The following is a 17,573-nucleotide window of genomic DNA, read 5'->3' as shown; positions in this document are numbered from 1 at the left end:
CCAAGCTGCAATGGCTGCAAGGACACAGCAAGGGCACATTCGGCTGCTTCCATGAGCGACATTTCTTTCACTCCGGCACGGCGCCATGTGCTCGGTCTTGGCTGCGAGCGCGGGACGCAGCCTGCGGAGGTGTTGGCGCTCGCCGTCGAGGCGCTCAAGGCCGCCGGTATCGTCGCGGATGAACTCGCCGCCATTGCTTCTATCGATAGCCGCCGGCAGGAGGCGGCAATCCTTGCAGTTGCCAGGCATCTTGCCGTGCCGGCCCTATTTTTCGACGCTCCGCGGCTGGAGCGGGAAACGCCGCGGCTTAGAAATCCCTCGGCCGTCGTCTTTGCTCGCGTCGGCTGCCATGGCGTTGCGGAATCGGCAGCACTTGCGGCGATCGGTGATAATGCCGAACTGGTGCTTGGCAAAATCAAATCGGCGCAAGCGACGGCGGCGGTCGCCCGCGGCGGGTTGCAGAAAGCCTGATGGTCGTTATGGTGGCGGCAATTCGCGGCGCCAACCGGCAGCCTCGCGATTCACATTTAGAGGACATATCATGCACAAGGTCATTTACGACACTGACCCGGGCGTTGACGACGCCATGGCGCTTCTCTTCCTGCATCGCCATCCAGGAATCGATCTGATCGGGATCACCACGGTCTTTGGCAATGCATCGGTCGAGACGACGACGCGCAATGCGCTCTTCCTCAAGCGCGAATGGAATATTCCCGCGCCCGTCGCCAAGGGCGCCAGCGTCACCATCGATGCCTCACGAGCGGAGCGGGAATGGCCTTCCATGGTGCATGGCGACAACGGTCTCGGCGATATCGATGTGCCGGCAGCGATCGACCTGCCGCTCGATCCGCGCCCGGCGCACCGCTTCATCATCGACACCGTGCGTGCCAATCCTGGCGAGGTGCGCTTGGTCGCGGTCGGGCGAATGACCAATCTGGCGCGGGCGTTGAAGGAAGACCCGGAGATCGCGACCCTGGTCAAGGACGTCGTCATCATGGGCGGCAATTTCTATGTGCCCGGCAATGTCTCGCCGGTCGCCGAGGCCAATATTCACGGCGATCCCGAGGCCGCCGACATCGTCATGACCGCGCCCTGGAAAGTCGCAGTCATCGGCCTCGACGTCACCTCGATCACCACGATGAGCCGCAGTTATCTCGGCAGGATGGCGGCCGAGGGGGATGGCGCCGTGAAATTGCTCGATGCACTCTCGCAGTCTTACATCGACTTCTACAAGCATGCGGTCGAGGACGGAATGATGGTGCATGACAGCTGCGCCGCAGTCTACGTCGTGGCGCCGGAACTGTTCTCGTCGATATCGGGCGCGGTGCGTGTCGTCTGCGGCGGCATCGCCGACGGACAGACGATCGTCAAGCCGGATGGCCGCCGCTTCCCGCCCGGCGATTGGGATGATCGGCCGAGCCAGATCGTCACCACAGGGATCGAGTCGGAAAAGGTCCTGAAACTGATCCGCGATACGCTGCTTCGCGGCTGAGCGCCTTGAAGGCCGATTGCATTGTGTTTCGCCGCAGCAGGCGCCGACTTTGGCAACAATCTGTGCCATGGTCGGTCGCTAAGGGTACTATCATGGTGTATTCATATTGCTGCGGAGCTTTCCTGCGATCTCGAATCCGGCTGTTCGCAAAGTGATTCATCGTCATCTCAGCAACTTCAAGCAAGGTGGTGTGGGCGGCGTTGACCTTGGCTCTTGCTGGGCCTAGATCAACAAAATGTTGAATAGCATAGTCTCCCATTTGCCGGCGTTGGAGCCGGGCACCGTCTGGCTCGTCGGGGCCGGTCCGGGTGATCCGGGCCTGCTGACGCTCTTGGCCGCCAGGGGGCTCGCCGAGGCCGATGTGATCGTCCATGACGCGCTGGTCAATGAGGACTGTCTGAGGCTCGCGCACCCCGGCGCCGAACTCGAATATGCCGGCAAACGCGGCGGCAAACCCTCGGCTAAGCAGCGGGATATTTCGTTGCGCCTGGTGGAACTGGCGCGCGCCGGAAAGCGGGTGCTTCGGCTGAAGGGGGGCGATCCTTTCGTCTTCGGGCGCGGTGGCGAGGAGGCGCTGACGCTGGTCGAGCACAATATCCCGTTCCGCATCGTGCCGGGGATCACCGCCGGTATCGGCGGGCTTGCCTATGCAGGCATTCCCGTGACGCATCGCGAGATCAATCATGCGGTGACGTTTCTCACCGGCCATGATTCCTCCGGCATCGTGCCCGACAGGATCGACTGGGAAGCGATCGGCAAGGGTTCGCCCGTGATCGTCATGTACATGGCGATGAAGCATATCGCTCAGATCAGCGCCAACCTCATTGCGGCTGGCCGCTCGCCATCCGAGCCCGTGGCTTTCGTCTGCAATGCGGCGACCGGCGCGCAGCAGGTGCTGGAGACGACGCTTGGGCAGGCGACCGAGGCTGTCGCCGCCTCCGGGCTCGAGCCGCCGGCGGTGGTCGTCGTCGGCGAGGTGGTGCGGCTCCGAGTCTCGCTCGATTGGCTCGGCGCTCTCGCCGGACGACGCCTGCAGCCCGATCCGTTCCGCCAGTCCGGCCAGGTGCTGGCATGAGCGGCCTCCTGATCGCAGCTCCTTCTTCCGGTGCCGGCAAGACGACGGTGACGCTCGGCCTGCTCAGAGCCTTGCGTCGGCGCGGCATCGCGATCGCGCCCGGCAAGGCCGGCCCCGACTATATCGATCCCGCCTTCCATGCCGCCGCGAGCGGCACGCTGTGCCTGAATTTCGATCCCTGGGCGATGCGGCCGGAGCTGATCTCGGCCAATGCGACGCTGCACCGCTCCGGCGACCGCATTCTCGTCGTCGAGGCGATGATGGGACTGTTCGATGGGGCGGCCGACGGCAAAGGGACGGCAGCGGATCTGGCCGCCCAGCTCGGCCTTTCCGTGGTGTTGGTCGTCGACGCCTCACGCATGTCGCAATCGGTCGCGCCGCTGGTGGCCGGATTTGCCGGTTTCCGCGCCGATGTCCGCGTTGCGGGCGTCATCCTCAACAAGGTCGGCAGCGAACGGCACGAGGCGATGCTGCGTCAGGCGCTCGAGGCGATCCGCATGCCCGTGATCGCCGTGATCGGCAGCGACAAGGCGCTTGCCCTGCCGGATCGCCATCTCGGGCTTGTTCAGGCCGGTGAACATGCGAGCCTTGAAGGTTTCATCGAGCATGCGGCGGATGCCGTCTCCGAGGAATGCAATTTCGAGTTTCTGCTGCGCATTGCCAGGCAGGGCCTCAACCGGCCGTCGGCCGCCAATATCGATCGTCTGCCGCCGCTCGGCAGTCGCATTGCGGTGGCCCGCGATATCGCCTTTGCCTTTTCCTATGAGCACATGCTGCTTGGCTGGCGGCGGCGGGGGGCTGCGATTTCCTTCTTCTCGCCGCTCGCCAACGAGGTGCCGGCTGCCGATGCCGATGCGATCTATCTGCCCGGGGGGTATCCCGAACTGCATGCCGTAAAGCTCTCCCAGGCGCGGAATTTCCGCGCCGCCCTCCTCGATGCGGCGGCGCGCGGCATCCGGATCTATGGCGAGTGCGGCGGCTACATGGTGCTCGGCGAAGGGCTGATCGACGCAGAGGGCAAGCGTCACGAGATGCTTGGTCTGCTGCCCGTCGTCACCAGCTATGCCGCGCGCAAACGCCATCTCGGTTATCGCCACGTCATGCCGCTCGATCATGCGATCTTTCAGCGGGCGATGACGGCGCATGAATTCCACTATTCCACCCTCATTTCCGAAGGCGAGGGCGAGCGGCTGTTTCAGGTGCGGGATGCGCTCGGAACCGATCTCGGCCCGGCGGGGCTCCGGCGCGGGCAGGTGGCGGGTTCCTACATGCATCTGATCGATCTCGCCGGGATCTCCGCATGAGCGCGCTGATCGTCCACGGTGGCGGAGTTACTGCCGCTGCTGCCGCCTTTGGCGGCAGGCCGGAAGACTGGCTCGACCTTTCCACCGGGATCAATCCATGCCCGGCGGCCCTGCCGGAAATCCCGACAAGGGCCTGGCACCGCCTCCCGGACAGCCATCTGGTCGATGAGGCAAGGCGGACGGCGCGCGATTACTACGGGAGCGGCGAGATCCTGCCGCTGCCGGTGCCCGGCACGCAATCGGTGATCCAGCTTCTGCCGCGGTTGCTGACAATGGGTGAGGGCGCCAAGGTCGCCGTCGTGGCGCCGACCTATGGCGAGTATGCGCGCGCTTTTATTTCGGCCGGTTTTGCCGTCGATATCGTCGATCATGTCGCGGCGATCGGAACCGAGCATGGGCTTGCCGTCGTCGTCAATCCGAACAATCCCGATGGGCTGGCATGGCCTGTGGAAACGCTGATTGGCGTGCATGACAGGATGAAGGCGGTCAACGGACTTCTGGTTGTCGACGAAGCCTTCGGCGATGCCGATCCGGCGTTCAGTCTCGCGGGCCACGCGCAGAGGCTTTCCAATCTGGTGATCTTCCGCTCCTTCGGCAAGTTTTTCGGGCTCGCCGGTCTGCGGCTCGGCTTTGCGATTGCGCCTGACGATATTCTCAAGCGTTTCGAGGAGTGGCTCGGACCCTGGGCGGTTTCCGGACCGGCCCTTTCGATAGCGGGCTCGCTGCTGCGTTCGGACGTTTCCCCCATCCGCCGGCGCATCGATGAACGCCGCGCCGGGCTTCATGCGGTGCTGACCGGGCTCGGGCTGCAGATTACAGGGGGAACGGCGTTGTTTACCCTTGTCGACGATGCCAGGGCGAGCGACATTTACACGCATCTCTGCCGCCATCATATTCTCGTCCGCAAGTTCGACTATGCGCCCGCTTGGCTCCGTTTCGGGCTGACGCCCGATCCGGCGGCGGACCGGCGGCTTGGCGAAGTCCTTCAGAGATTTGAGCGATGACGATCGATCTAAACCTTCTCGTGCTGCTTCTGGCGCTGCTGCTCGACCGAATACTCGGCGATCCGCAATGGCTCTGGTCACGCGTGCCGCATCCCGTTGCGATTTTCGGAGCGGTGATCTCCTATGCCGACCAGCAGCTCAATCCTTCAAGCCTCACGGGGCATCAACGGCGGATGAACGGCGTTGCCGCCATCCTGGCGCTGCTGTTGCTGGCTGTGGCGGCAGGCTTCGTGTTCAACCGGTTTTTCGCGCTGTTCGGCCTCGGCGGCATCCTGCTGGAGACCGGGCTGGTGGCGATCTTTCTGGCGCAGAAGAGCCTTGCCGACCACGTCGCTGCCGTTGCCGTCGCCCTGCGTGAGGAGGGGCTTGCCGGTGGGCGGGCCGCCGTCGCCCGCATTGTCGGGCGCGATCCCGAGACGCTGGATGAGCCGGCCGTCTGCCGCGCGGCGATCGAAAGCCTTGCCGAGAACTTCTCCGATGGCGTCGTCGCGCCGGCGATTTGGTATGCTATCTTCGGCCTGCCAGGGCTTTTTGCCTACAAGATGCTGAACACGGCGGATTCGATGATCGGCCATAGATCGGAAAAATACATCGATTTCGGCTGGGCGGCCGCCCGGCTCGACGATGTCGCCAACTGGCCGGCCGCGCGCCTTTCCATCCTGCTGATTGCTGCCGGCGCCTGGATCCGGCGCGGCACCAGCGCCTGCCGCGAGGCGATCCGGGTGGCGATGCGCGACGGCGGTCTGCACCGTTCGCCGAATTCCGGCCGGCCGGAAGCGGCAATGGCTGGCGCGCTGAATGTCCAGCTCGCAGGACCGCGCATCTATGGCGGCGTGCTCGTTACCGAACCGATGATCAACAATCCCGGGCGCGATGTCGCGACATCCGGCGACATCGAAGACGGAGTCTCCGTGTATCAGGCGAGCTGCATGGTGCTTGCCGGCGTGACGTTCGGATTGTTTTTGTGCTTTCTGTGAGGGACTTGCGGCACAGCTCACGCCCCAGTGGACAGTCCTGCCGTAAAGCTTTATGCGAAACGCCTCATATCCATCAGACCGGAAGCAGAACGATGACAGTTCAGGTTGAACTACCGTGCCCGAAGTGCAAAAGCACCAAGATGAAATTCGAGCGTCCGGAGATCCGGGAGACGGACATCATAAGCTGCGCGGCCTGCGGCCATAATCTCGGCACCATGGCCTCCATCCGCGAAAGGATGAACAAGGCCTATCAGCAGCTCAAGCAAAGGCCGGCGGCGCGCAAGCTTCAGTGAGACAGAGCGGCCGTCCTGCGGCGCTTAAACCCGTCATTGCCCTGTTAGAATTGTGATTACCATTCGGGTTAAAGCTATATAATCAAGTATCGTCGTAGTCTCTCTGTCGTGAGGGCGCAATCAAATGCGCGGGTGCGAAGAGGGGTTATCATGAAGACGATTTTTGCCGCCGCGGCGGCAAGCTTATTGCTGCAGTTTTCTCCGGTTGCGGCTGAAGCAGCAACGCTGGTCGCCAATATCAGTATCGGAAAACAGACGATGACCGTCACCGAGGACGGCTTCGTCAAATATCGCTGGAAGGTTTCGACCGCGCGCAATGGTTATGTCACGCCCACCGGCTCCTGGAGCGCCAAATGGCTGTCGCGCGATCACCGTTCGCGCAAATACGACAACGCGCCGATGCCGTATGCTGTGTTTTTCAACGGCGGTTACGCCGTTCACGCCACTTTCGATCTGAAGCGACTCGGCACACCGGCCTCGCATGGCTGCGTTCGCCTGCATCCTGACAATGCGGCCGAGTTCTTCTCACTGGCGCGGCAGGCGGGTCTTGCCAATACCCGCGTTGTCATCACGCGCTGATCCCCGATCAGCGCGTGAATCCGAATTCGACGTGTGATCGCGTTAGGCGCTGATCCTTTCCAGCTCATCCAGATCGGGAACGACGATATGTCTGGAGTTCTCAATCAGGATGACACCCCGCTTGCGCAGCCTTGTCATTTGCCGGCTGACGGTTTCGATCGTCAGCCCGAGAAAATCGGCGATCTCGGCGCGCGATAACGGCAAATCGAAGGCCGTGCTGACGGCGGCTTGCGGCTCGGCATGGGTTGCGATGAGGTGGAGCAGGCTTGCAACCTTCTCCTCCGCCGTGCGGCGGCCGAGCGTCAGCATCCAGTCGCGCGCGGCGTCCAGCTCGTTGAGCGCCTGATCGTGCAGCCTGCGCTGCAGCTCCGGCGTCTCCGCGATCATGCTGTCGAGCAGGTTGCGCGGGAAGACACAAATTTCGGCCTCGGTTGCCGCCTCCGCCGATAGTGTGCTTTCGCGGACGAAGGGCCTGCCGACGAAATCGGGAGCGAACTGCAGGCCGACGATCTGCTGGCGTCCGTCCGGCATCATCTTGCAGAGCTTCACCACGCCGCGCATGATGTTCGAATAAAACGAACTTTCCGATCCTTGCGCAACGATCTCCGAGCCGGCCTCGATCTTGCGGCGCAGGGAGTGTCGGTTGAGCTCCTTCAACTGAGCGTTCGAGAGGGCGCCGCAGACGACGCCGTGCCGCGCCTGACAGGAACGACATGCGACGGGCGTGCCTGTCTCGAAAATCTCGCTGCTGGCAAGGTCCATCGTCGTGATCCTTCAAAAAGCCGGACATGCTGGAACGCAATCGCAATTCCTTCCAGCGCAGCTTGATGATTATCAAATGCCAGCGCGCATAATTTGATTCAGATCAAAGACCGGTGCGGATGTTGGACAGCCGCATCCTGTTTTCGGCGCCTGTACTCGCCGGCGTTCCATTGCTGTTTAGGCAACACCTTATTGTCAATTTGCCGTAACGCCCGGACGAAAGCATTGGCTTTTGAAAAGGATTTGCCTATGAGGGGGTTTAAATCGTCATTTCATGAGGTACAGCGCGTGACCGCTACATTCGATAAAGTTGCCGACATTATTGCAGAAACCAGCGAGATCGATCGCGCCACGATCACGCCGGAGAGCCATACGATCGACGACCTCGGTATCGACAGCCTCGATTTTCTCGACATCGTCTTTGCGATCGACAAGGAATTCGGCATCAAGATTCCGCTCGAAAAGTGGACGCAGGAGGTCAACGAAGGCAAGGTTTCTACGGAAGAATATTTCGTGCTGAAGAACCTCTGCGCCAAGATCGACGAGCTTAAAGCGGCCAAGGCCTGAGCGACACACCAGTCTTTTTTGAACGCCCTGCCGCCCTGACTATGGCGGCTGGGCGGTTTCGTTCCTAACTAGGCGTCACCGGTGGGCGGATCTTGCCCGTCGGGCCGGAGGATCCGAATGCTGCTGGAATATTTCCAGATGATTGACCGCGTCGAAGCGGTGGACCTGAAGAAGGGCACGCTTGCGGCGCGATCCGTCGTGCCGGCCAAAAGCCCCGTCTTCGAGGGCCATTTTCCCGGCATGCCGCTCGTTCCCGGCGTGTTGCTGATAGAGACCATGGCGCAGGCCTCCGGCATGCTGGTGCTTGCCGCAACCGATTTCGCCGCCATGCCCTTCCTGATGTCGGTCGACGGCGCCAAGATGCGCACCTTCGTCGAGCCGGAGGCCGTGCTCGACATCGAGGCGGTGCTGGAGCACGACGGTTCGGGCTTCGCGGTCACTAAGGCCAAGATCACCAGCGGCGGCAAGAAGGTCTGCGACGCGCAGCTGAAACTGCGCACCATGCCCTTCAGCGAGGTTCCGCTCGGCGATATCGTGAAAAAACGCGCCGGCGAGGTCGGGCTTCTCGAGGCGATCGCAGCGCAGGGAGTGATTGGATGAGCAAGGCCGCAAACGACGTCGTCATTTCTGGCGTCGGCATCGTCACCTGTCAGGGCGTCGGCAAGGATGCGCATATCGCGCTGCTTTCGGCCGAAAGGGCACCGAAGGCGATCGTCGAGACCGAAAAATTCAAGCCCTATCCGGTGCATCCGCTGCCGGAGATCGACTGGTCGCAGCAGATCGCCAAGCGTGGCGACCAGCGCCAGATGGAAAACTGGCAGCGCATCGGCGTGTTCGCAGCGGGGCTCGCGCTCGACGATGCCGGCTTCAAGGACAATATCGAGGCCTGCGGCACGATGGACATGATCGTGGCGGCCGGCGGCGGCGAACGCGACATCAACGTCGATACGCTGATCGTCGACGAGGGCCTGAAGCGCAACGACCGCGAGCTGCTGCTGAACGAGAAGCTGACGACGGAACTCCGGCCGACGCTCTTCCTGGCGCAGCTTTCCAACCTGCTCGCCGGCAACATTTCCATCGTTCACAAGGTCACCGGCTCGTCGCGCACCTTCATGGGCGAGGAAGCCTCAGGCGTTTCCGCCGTCGAGACGGCGTTCTGGCGGATTCGCTCCGGCGAATCCACCCATGCGCTTGTCGGCGGCGCCTTTGCTGCCGAGCGCCCCGACATGATCCTGCTGACCGAGGCGATAGGCGCGCATACGCGCGGCGAGTGGGCGCCGCTCTGGTCGCGCTCCGGCCTCGAGGGCGGCGGCATGATCACCGGTTCGGCCGGTGCCTTCCTGGTGCTGGAATCGCGCAAGCATGCGGAAGAGCGCGGCGCGCATATCTATGCGACGATCAGCGCCGTCGAAGGCGATCGCGGCAATCGCAGCGCCGGCAATTTCGAGGTGCGCATGGAGCGCCTGCTAAAGCCTGCCGCCGAGCTGCCGGCGGAGAGCACAGCGATCTTCTCCGGCTCGACCGGCATGCATGAGATCGCAGCCCGCGAAAAGGCGGTGCTGGAGCATCAGCTTCCCGGCGCTGCCATCCGCGGCTTCGGCGGTGTGTCCGGTCACACGATCGAGGCGCAGTTCCCGCTGGGGCTGGCGCTCGCAGCCCTTGCCATCGATGCCAATGCCAAGGTCCCGCCGTTCGATGCCGCCCATGAAGCGCCAATGAAGGCAGGCACGAAGGCTGCTGTCGTCACGACAGTCGGTCACCAGCGCGGCGAGGGCGTCGCCGTTCTTTCTGCTGAGGCGTGAGGAGACAGATATGACGGATTCTGCTTACAAGGATCATCTCGGCCGGCCGATCGTCGCAGTGACCGGCATGGGTATCATCACCTCGCTCGGCCAGGGCCTGAAGGACAATTGGGCAGCCCTTTCCTCCGGCACCTCGGGCATCCACGCAATCAACCGTTTTCCCACAGAAGGCCTGTCCACACGGATCGCCGGCACCGTCGATTTTATCGACATTCCGGTGCCGAACGCCGTCGAGCGCTCCTATGCCTTCGCGCGCGAGACGACCATCGAGGCATTGGCCGACGCCGGTCTCTCAGGCGATTTCAACGGCCCGCTGTTCCTTGCCGCGCCGCCGATCGAGCCCGAATGGAGCGCCCGTTTCGAACTTGCCGACCGTTCGCCGGCGGCCGACCATCCGGGTGACGCCTACGAGCGCTTCTTGACGGCGCTGCGCCAACGGCCGGACCCGGCGTTCCACGAAGCGGCCCTGTTCGGCGCGATTTCCGAGCGCCTCGCAGACCGGTTCGGCACGCGCGGCCTTCCCGTGACCTTGTCGACGGCCTGCGCCTCCGGCGTCACTGCGATCCAGCTCGGCATCGAAGCGATCCGCCAGGGTCGCACCGACCGCGCGCTGACCGTTGCGACGGACGGATCGCTGAGCGCCGAAGCGCTCATCCGCTTCTCGCTGCTGTCTGCCCTTTCGACGCAGAACGATCCGCCGACCAAGGCCTCCAAGCCGTTCAGCAAGGACCGCGACGGCTTCGTCATCGCGGAGGGTGCCGCGACGCTGGTGCTGGAATCGCTGGAATCGGCGGTTGCCCGCGGGGCCAAGGTGCTCGGCATCATGAAGGGCGCTGGCGACAAGGCCGACAGCTTCCACCGCACCCGGTCGTCGCCCGACGGCGGCCCGGCCATCGCGACGATCCGCGCGGCCCTTGCTGATGCTGGCATCGACGAGAGCGGCATCGGCTATATCAACGCGCATGGCACCTCGACTCCTGAAAACGACAAGATGGAATATGGCTCGATGTCCGCCGTCTTCGGCGAGAAGCTCGTCGGCATTCCGGTGTCGTCCAACAAGTCGATGATCGGCCATACGCTGACGGCTGCAGGCGCGGTCGAGGCGGTGTTCTCGCTGCAGACGATGCTGACGGGTACGCTGCCGCCGACGATCAACTACAATAATCCGGATCCGTCCATCGTGCTCGATGTCGTGCCGAACAAGAAGCGGGAAGCCCGGGTTTCGGCCGTGCTTTCCAACTCCTTCGGCTTCGGCGGGCAGAATGCCAGCCTTGTCATGGCGCTCGAACCGGCTTAGAGACCCTCCTTGATTTTGGGACGAAGTGGTTTTTGACGTCATCCTCGGGCTTGTCCCGAGGATCTACTTGCGTCACTCAATGACCGCTGGCAGATGCTCGGGACAAGCCCGAGCGTGACGACGATCCACGTAGAAGAAAGAACTATATATTATGCGCGCGCTGCAACTGATCGATGACCGCAAGCTTGAGATCACCGACCTGTCGGAACCGGATGCACCGGCAGCCGGCGAGGTGACGCTGCGCGTCAAGGCCGTGGCGCTCAACCATATCGACGTCTGGGGCTGGCGCGGCATGGCGTTTGCCAAGCGCAAGATGCCGCTCGTCATCGGCGCGGAAGCCTCCGGCGTCGTCGAGGCGATCGGGCCCGGTGTCGCCAACGTGCTGCCGGGTCAGTTGGTCTCGATCTATGGCGCGCGCACCTGCGGGCTCTGCCGCCCCTGCCGGGAAGGCCGCGATAATCTCTGCGAACACGTTTCCGGCGTGCACGGCTTTCATCTCGACGGCTTTGCGCAAGAGAAGGTCAACCTTCCCGCGCGCCTGCTCGTTCCGGCTCCTCCCGGAGTCGATGCGATCGGTGCGGCGCTCGCGCCCGTCACCTTCGGCACGGTCGAGCATATGCTGTTCGACAATGCCAAGCTCGAGCCCGGTGAAACGATCCTCGTCCATGCCGGCGGCTCCGGCATCGGCACGGCGGCAATCCAGCTTGCCAAGAAGATCGGCTGCACCGTCATCACCACCGTCGGCTCCGACGACAAGATCGAGAAGGCCAAGGCGCTCGGCGCCGATCACGTCATCAACTACCGCACCGACCGCTTTGAGGGCGTGGTGCGCAAGCTCACCAAGAAGAAGGGCGTCGACGTCGTTTTCGAACATGTCGGGAAGGATACCTGGGCGGGTTCGATGCTCTGCATGAAGCGCGGCGGGCGCCTTGTCACCTGCGGCTCGACCTCCGGTGTTTCGACCGAAATGAACCTGATGATGCTGTTCCAGCAGCAATTGAAACTGCTCGGCTCCTTCGGCTGCCGCATGGAGAATATGGCTGATGCCATGCAGAAGATGGGCCGCGGGCTCGTCCATCCCGTCATCGACACCGAAGTCGGCTTCGACGATATCGACCGGGCGCTGGAGCGGATGGAATCGCGCCAGATCTTCGGCAAGATCATCCTGAAGATGGATTGACCTGACGTGAAGCTGATCATCACCCGGATCGTCCTGGCGCTCAGGAATTTCCAGCAATGGCTGGTGGCGCAGGCGATGTTCGGCTTCCTAAACCTGCTGAAGCTGTTTCCGGCCGACGGCGCGATCCGCTTTGCCGACAGGGTGATGCGCCGCCTCGGCCGGCGGACCCGCCGCCACAAGCTGATGCTGACCAATCTGCGCAACGCCTTTCCCGAGAAGAGCGAGGCCGAGATCGAGAAGATCGCGCTCGCCAGCTGGGGCAATATGGGAAGGCTCGCGGCCGAATATGTCTTCCTCGACCAGCTGTTCGACTATGATCCCGAAAAATCGGAACCGGGCAGGGTGGAGGTCTCGGGCATTCCGATCTTCCTCGACCTGCGCGACAATCCGCGCCCCTTTATCGTGTTCACCGGCCACACCGCCAATTTTGAGCTGCTGCCGGTGGCGGGTGCTGCCTTCGGACTGACGGTGACCGTGCTCTTCCGGCCGCCGAATAACCCTTACGTCGCCAAGAAGGTGTTCGACTTCCGCAGCGCCCGCATGGGCAAGCTGGTACCGTCTCATGCCGGTTCCTCCTTCGCGCTGGCGCGTCAGCTGGAAGCCGGCCAGGGCGTGGGCGTGCTCGTCGACCAAAAATTCGGCAAGGGGCTGAAGGGCACCTTCTTCGGGCGTGAGGTGAAGACCAATCCGTTGCTGCCGAAGCTGGTGCGCCAGTTCGATTGCGAGGTCTATCCGGCGCGCTGCATTCGCCTGCCGGGAAACCGCTACCGCCTGGAAATCGAGCCGCGGCTGGAGATGCCGCGCGACGAAAGAGGCAATCTCGACCTGCCGGCAGCGGCCCAGCTGCTCAACGACAAGGTCGAGAGCTGGGTACGGGAATATCCGGAACAGTGGCTCTGGTATCACGACCGCTGGCAGATCAAGAAGACGCTCGCTTAGAGCCTTTCCTGGTTAGATTGAAGCATTCTGTTGGCTCAAACGGAGTCGGATGTCGCCAATCGCCTCTGCCCTGACGAAAACCTGCTCCGGCAGAATGCTTCAATCTAACTAGGAAAGGCTCTAAGAAGGTCCACCCCCCATTTATCAGCGGTGAAAAGCGGCAGGTGCTCTCGGATTGAAACCGAGTACACTTCATGTTACCCGTCACTACCAGGGCGCGAGTAAAATCTACCGGAAGGCGGCATTTTCGCACGTGCACCATCCCGGTTATTGGACACGCCGCTTGGGACAATGGGAGTGAGAGGCGTCTTGCTGGATCTATTTCGAGCCTTTTCCTTGCGTTACGCGCAAATAGAGGAAGCCATACGCCTCGGCGACGATCAGCGCGTCATGTCGCTCGATCGGCATGTCGAGCCACTGGTCGAGGCGATCCTGGCATGCAAGGCCGCCAATCTGCTGGAAGTGTATATGCAACTGCAGTTCGTCAGCCATCTCATCGCCCGGGATGCGGACGACAGCGCCAGCGTCCGAGAACACACGACGGTGCTTTCCTACCTGCTCGATCGCTATTTCGGCACGCATGGGCCGGATTGGCGGGTGCCTTCGCCGCAGGATGTGCGAATCGAGCCGCCCGCAGCCTACGTGCCCGACACCGACAACGGCCAGTTTCTCAATGCGGCGATTCTCGAAAGCCTGCCGGATCGGGTAGCGGTGCTGACCAGGGACTATCGCTATCTCTATTCCAATGCGGCCAACAGCGCTCATCTGGACAGAAAGCCGATGGATCTCATCGGCCACCATATTTCCGAATTCATCGGCGAAGAACGCTTTGCCGGATGCGCCAGGCATAAACTGGACGCCTGCTTTGCCGGCGAGCAGATCGACTACACCTATGAGCGGGCGACCGGCGAGGGCGCATCACGGCAGGTGCGCTGTCGCATGTCGCCGCTGCGTGATGCCGGCGGTACGGTGATCGGTGCTCTGATCGTGATGGATCGGTGATCCAGCTTATGCAGTCGCCCAGACGGCGAGCTCATAACCGTCGCGGTCGAGGAAATGGAAGCGGCGGCCGCCGGGAAAATCGGTGATCGGCCGGCAGATCGTGCCGCCGGCCCTTTCCACCGACGTCAACACCTCCTCCAGATCATTGGCGTAGACGACGACAAGCGGTCCTCCTGGCCGCACGGGTCCGAAATCGGTAAAGCCGCCCTTCAAACGACCATCGTCGAATTCGCAGTAGTTCGGCCCGTAATCGGTGAAACGCCAACCGAAGGCCGAGCCATAAAAGGCTTTGGCGGCAGCGATGTCGGCGACGTTGAACTCGACATAATCGATGCGGCGGTCGTGGTTTTCTGACTTATCGGCCATCTATCTCTCCATCAGGGCTTTCAGCATGGCGAGGTCCTTCTCGACATGGGCGGCATCGGCGGAAAACTGCGCGTCGGTCATGCCGGGCAGGCGCAGCAGCGTAAACATGATCTCGCAACCATCGCCGTTCGGCACGATGCGCAATGCATTATAGACCCGAAGACCGGATTCGATCGTCACCGTATGGTCGATCACGCCGAATTCATTGGCGGGCACGAAGCTGACTTTGATGGTGCCGAGAGGGCCATGGGCGATCCAATCGGCGCCATTGGGCTCGAGACCGGTCGCAAGGCCGGAGGCCCAGAGCGGCATGTTCTCCGGCTTGCCGGCGAAGTCGTAGACGTCGCGCCAGTCACGCTCGATCGATTGGTGGATGATTCTTGCGGGCATAGTCGACATGGCTTGCAGGTCCTTGATCTTGGTCGAGCGAGAATAACAGCCCAATCCGCGGCGTCTTGAACAAAACGGTCAGTCCGGCATTTCCCGTGCGTTGAGTTGATCGAGAATGACGCCAGGCGTCAGGCATGAAAGTTCGCCGACCTCGCGCGTCATGTGGGCTTGATCGGCAAAGCCCGCTTCCAGCGCAAGATGGGCCAGCGGCATCGCGTGCGATCTGCGACAGAGGTCGAGGAAACGCTGGAATCGGCGGATGCGTTCCAGCGTCTTGGCGCCGTAGCCGAAATGCTGGTGGCAGCGGCGGCGCAGCTGTCTTTCGCTGATGTCGAGCCGGTGGCGCAGCCTGGATGCCGGGCAGCCGCTGTCGGCGGCGGCAAAGATCACCGCGGCGTCCGCGGCGGGCTCCTCCTCCTCGCGCGCGGCCTCTTCGAGCAGTCGGGCGAACAACGTCATCGCGTCCGCAGCGGCGGGACAATCTTGCAGCCGCGCCTCAAAATCGGCCGTGTCCTTCCAGCCGATATCGCTAAGCCGCACCGAGCAGCCGACCAGCACCGAGAGCGGCGTTTTCAGCCAGGGTGCGGCGGCGCCCGGTGCAAACCGCGCACCAATGACGGTCGTGCCCGGCCGGATGAGGGGAAAGGCCGCCGTCCTGTCAGGCCCGGCAACGACCAGCCGACCGCCGATCCAAAGCAGATCGCAGTAGCCGTCCGGGACGATCGCCACCGTTGCCGGCCGTCCATCGTGAAGCGAATGCGACCAGAGCCGGCTGAAATGGCGCCGCAGCGCCGGCGGCGGCGCATATTCGCGATAGCGGCCGGCGCGGGCCGCCAGGAGAATTCCACAGTTTCGTTTTTCCGTTGCCACGCGACATCTCCCGAACGGCCTATGATACCATGAGATAGGACATTACAGATGCGCCAAGGGCAGGTCACACCATATCGCTGCCTGCCGATCAGATGGCAGCTTGTCGGACAAGCCGGCATTGGAAGCTTCATTTCATTGGCTTTTGCTAACCGATTAGACCCTTGGCAGACTTGCCGTTTGAGCAAGACAGTGCCACAACACCGGTCCAAATGACACATCGGAGGTTTGTCGTGGAAAAGGCAGAAATCGGACTGATCGGCCTTGCGGTCATGGGCTCCAACCTGGCGCTCAACATCGCGGAGAAAGGCAATAAAATCGCGGTCTTCAACCGCACGCCTGAGAAAACCGATGAATTCTACGAAAGCGCTGGCGATCTGAAGAAGCAGATCATTCCCTGCAAGACCATCGAAGAGTTCGTCGATGCGATCCGGCCGCCGCGTCCGATCATCATCATGATCAAGGCCGGTGAGGCCGTCGACCAGCAGATGGAGGCGCTGCGCCCGCATCTCTCCAAGGGCGACATCATGATCGATGCCGGCAACGCCAATTTCCGCGACACCGTCGCCCGCTTCGACCGCCTCAAGAATACCGATCTCACCTTCATCGGCATGGGTGTTTCCGGCGGCGAAGAGGGTGCGCGCCACGGACCGTCGATCATGGTCGGCGGCACCGAAGAATCCTGGAAGCGCGTCGAGAAGGTACTGACCTCGATTGCCGCCCGCTACAATGACGAGCCCTGCGTCGCCTGGCTCGGCAATGACGGCGCCGGCCATTTCGTCAAGACTATCCATAACGGCATCGAATATGCCGACATGCAGATGATCGGCGAAATCTACGGCATCCTGCGCGACGGCCTCGGGAAGAGCGCCTCCGACATCTCCGGCATCTTCGGCGAGTGGAACAAGGGCCGGCTGAACTCCTACCTGATCGAGATCTCCGAAAAGGTGCTTGCGGCGACCGATCCGGTTTCCGGCGGCCCGATGGTCGACATGATCCTCGACAAGGCAGGCCAGAAGGGCACCGGCAAATGGTCGGCCATCGAAGCGCAGAACATGGGCATTCCGGCAACGGCGATCGAAGCCGCGGTCGCCGCCCGCAGCCTTTCCTCGATGAAATCGCAGCGCGAAGCCGCCGAAAAGATTTTCGGCACGCAGGCCGTATCCTTCCCGATCGCCTACGGTCCCGAACTCAACAAGGATCTGGAACTGGCGCTGTTTGCCGCCAAGATCGGCGCCTATGCGCAGGGCTTCGCCGTGATGGCGGAAGCTTCCAAGGAGTTCAACTGGTCGCTGCCGATGCCTGTTATCGCGAAGATCTGGCGCGCCGGCTGCATCATCCGCTCGCAGTTCCTCGACGAGATCACCAAGGCTTTCACCGATGCGCCCGATGCGGCGAACCTCATCGTCACGCCGGCCTTCTCGTCCATGGTCAAGGAATCGATCCCGGCGCTTCGCCGCGTCGTGATCGCCGCTCTCGCCGCCGGTCTGCCGGTGCCGGCGCTGACCTCGGCGCTCACCTATTTCGACGCCTACCGCCAGGGCAGGGGAACGGCCAACCTGATCCAGGCCCAGCGCGACTTCTTCGGCGCCCACGGCTTCGACCGCCTCGATGGCAAGGATTTCCACCACGGCCCCTGGGGCAGCGGTGCCGCGACCTTCTGAGATTTGCCAAAAT

20 protein-coding genes are annotated in these 17,573 nt (G+C 62.6%); 16 read left to right on the top strand and 4 right to left on the bottom strand.

Annotated elements, in window-relative coordinates:
- Nucleotides 1-51 precede the first annotated feature (51 nt).
- From Tal182_RS13455 to Tal182_RS13420, 8 genes are all read left to right on the top strand, one after another.
- Nucleotides 52-471, top strand: coding sequence for a cobalamin biosynthesis protein (locus Tal182_RS13455; protein WP_085859732.1), 420 nt, complete (start codon nucleotides 52-54; stop codon nucleotides 469-471).
- 70 nt (nucleotides 472-541) lie between these two features.
- Entirely contained in the window at nucleotides 542-1,492 is a 951-nt protein-coding gene (locus Tal182_RS13450; RefSeq protein WP_085859731.1) for a nucleoside hydrolase, read from the top strand.
- Nucleotides 1,493-1,727: 235 nt separating this feature from the next.
- Nucleotides 1,728-2,567 carry a uroporphyrinogen-III C-methyltransferase gene (gene cobA / locus Tal182_RS13445; protein ID WP_085859730.1) on the top strand — a complete coding sequence of 280 codons (840 nt, stop codon included), beginning with the start codon at nucleotides 1,728-1,730 and terminating at the stop codon, nucleotides 2,565-2,567.
- Complete coding sequence (locus Tal182_RS13440) at nucleotides 2,564-3,871, top strand: cobyrinate a,c-diamide synthase (protein WP_085859729.1); 1,308 nt, start codon at nucleotides 2,564-2,566, stop codon at nucleotides 3,869-3,871. The genes cobA and Tal182_RS13440 overlap by 4 nt, the downstream gene beginning before the upstream one ends.
- Nucleotides 3,868-4,875, top strand: coding sequence for a threonine-phosphate decarboxylase CobD (gene cobD, locus Tal182_RS13435; protein WP_085859728.1), 1,008 nt, complete (start codon nucleotides 3,868-3,870; stop codon nucleotides 4,873-4,875). The genes Tal182_RS13440 and cobD overlap by 4 nt, the downstream gene beginning before the upstream one ends.
- Entirely contained in the window at nucleotides 4,872-5,852 is a 981-nt protein-coding gene (cbiB, locus tag Tal182_RS13430) for an adenosylcobinamide-phosphate synthase CbiB (RefSeq protein ID WP_064803201.1), read from the top strand. Before cobD ends, cbiB begins: the two co-directional genes overlap by 4 nt.
- A gap of 92 nt (nucleotides 5,853-5,944) precedes the next feature.
- Nucleotides 5,945-6,145: a hypothetical protein gene (locus Tal182_RS13425; protein ID WP_064803200.1), complete on the top strand. Its 201-nt coding sequence runs from the start codon at nucleotides 5,945-5,947 to the stop codon at nucleotides 6,143-6,145.
- A gap of 150 nt (nucleotides 6,146-6,295) precedes the next feature.
- Nucleotides 6,296-6,724 (top strand): L,D-transpeptidase, encoded by a 429-nt coding sequence (locus tag Tal182_RS13420; protein WP_064803198.1) that lies wholly within the window; start codon nucleotides 6,296-6,298, stop codon nucleotides 6,722-6,724.
- A 42-nt stretch (nucleotides 6,725-6,766) separates the two neighbouring features.
- Here the strand turns inward: Tal182_RS13420 and Tal182_RS13415 are convergent, their stop codons facing one another.
- Nucleotides 6,767-7,486 (bottom strand): Crp/Fnr family transcriptional regulator, encoded by a 720-nt coding sequence (locus Tal182_RS13415; protein ID WP_085859727.1) that lies wholly within the window; start codon nucleotides 7,484-7,486, stop codon nucleotides 6,767-6,769.
- A 288-nt stretch (nucleotides 7,487-7,774) separates the two neighbouring features.
- Between Tal182_RS13415 and Tal182_RS13410 the strand changes: the two genes are divergently transcribed.
- The 7 genes from Tal182_RS13410 (at nucleotide 7,775) to Tal182_RS13380 (ending at nucleotide 14,273) form a co-directional block, all read left to right on the top strand.
- Nucleotides 7,775-8,053 (top strand): acyl carrier protein, encoded by a 279-nt coding sequence (locus Tal182_RS13410; protein ID WP_003540486.1) that lies wholly within the window; start codon nucleotides 7,775-7,777, stop codon nucleotides 8,051-8,053.
- 117 nt (nucleotides 8,054-8,170) lie between these two features.
- Entirely contained in the window at nucleotides 8,171-8,653 is a 483-nt protein-coding gene (locus Tal182_RS13405; RefSeq protein ID WP_064803194.1) for a 3-hydroxyacyl-ACP dehydratase FabZ family protein, read from the top strand.
- Nucleotides 8,650-9,855: a beta-ketoacyl-ACP synthase gene (locus Tal182_RS13400; RefSeq protein WP_064810575.1), complete on the top strand. Its 1,206-nt coding sequence runs from the start codon at nucleotides 8,650-8,652 to the stop codon at nucleotides 9,853-9,855. The genes Tal182_RS13405 and Tal182_RS13400 overlap by 4 nt, the downstream gene beginning before the upstream one ends.
- A gap of 10 nt (nucleotides 9,856-9,865) precedes the next feature.
- A complete protein-coding gene (locus Tal182_RS13395; protein ID WP_085859726.1) occupies nucleotides 9,866-11,152 on the top strand; it encodes a beta-ketoacyl-ACP synthase in 1,287 nt (428 codons plus the stop codon).
- A gap of 151 nt (nucleotides 11,153-11,303) precedes the next feature.
- Entirely contained in the window at nucleotides 11,304-12,332 is a 1,029-nt protein-coding gene (locus Tal182_RS13390) for a zinc-binding dehydrogenase (RefSeq protein WP_085859725.1), read from the top strand.
- A gap of 6 nt (nucleotides 12,333-12,338) precedes the next feature.
- Nucleotides 12,339-13,271 carry a lipid A biosynthesis lauroyl acyltransferase gene (locus Tal182_RS13385; RefSeq protein WP_085859724.1) on the top strand — a complete coding sequence of 311 codons (933 nt, stop codon included), beginning with the start codon at nucleotides 12,339-12,341 and terminating at the stop codon, nucleotides 13,269-13,271.
- Nucleotides 13,272-13,580: 309 nt separating this feature from the next.
- Nucleotides 13,581-14,273, top strand: coding sequence for a PAS domain-containing protein (locus Tal182_RS13380; protein WP_170965902.1), 693 nt, complete (start codon nucleotides 13,581-13,583; stop codon nucleotides 14,271-14,273).
- 6 nt (nucleotides 14,274-14,279) lie between these two features.
- Here the strand turns inward: Tal182_RS13380 and Tal182_RS13375 are convergent, their stop codons facing one another.
- The 3 genes from Tal182_RS13375 to Tal182_RS13365 all read right to left on the bottom strand — a co-directional run bounded on the left by Tal182_RS13375 (nucleotide 14,280) and on the right by Tal182_RS13365 (nucleotide 15,899).
- Nucleotides 14,280-14,639 (bottom strand): VOC family protein, encoded by a 360-nt coding sequence (locus Tal182_RS13375; protein WP_004669769.1) that lies wholly within the window; start codon nucleotides 14,637-14,639, stop codon nucleotides 14,280-14,282.
- Nucleotides 14,640-15,038: a hypothetical protein gene (locus Tal182_RS13370; RefSeq protein ID WP_064827759.1), complete on the bottom strand. Its 399-nt coding sequence runs from the start codon at nucleotides 15,036-15,038 to the stop codon at nucleotides 14,640-14,642.
- A 69-nt stretch (nucleotides 15,039-15,107) separates the two neighbouring features.
- Complete coding sequence (locus Tal182_RS13365) at nucleotides 15,108-15,899, bottom strand: helix-turn-helix domain-containing protein (RefSeq protein ID WP_085859722.1); 792 nt, start codon at nucleotides 15,897-15,899, stop codon at nucleotides 15,108-15,110.
- Between the two features lie 209 nt (nucleotides 15,900-16,108).
- Between Tal182_RS13365 and gndA the strand changes: the two genes are divergently transcribed.
- Nucleotides 16,109-17,560 (top strand): NADP-dependent phosphogluconate dehydrogenase, encoded by a 1,452-nt coding sequence (gene gndA, locus Tal182_RS13360; RefSeq protein ID WP_170965903.1) that lies wholly within the window; start codon nucleotides 16,109-16,111, stop codon nucleotides 17,558-17,560.
- Nucleotides 17,561-17,573: the final 13 nt, after the last annotated feature.

It is taken from the genome of Rhizobium sp. TAL182 (genome assembly GCF_002117725.1).
Lineage (GTDB): Bacteria > Pseudomonadota > Alphaproteobacteria > Rhizobiales > Rhizobiaceae > Rhizobium > Rhizobium esperanzae.
Note: the sequence above shows the minus strand (reverse complement) of the source record. Positions and strands in the feature narration are given on the sequence as shown.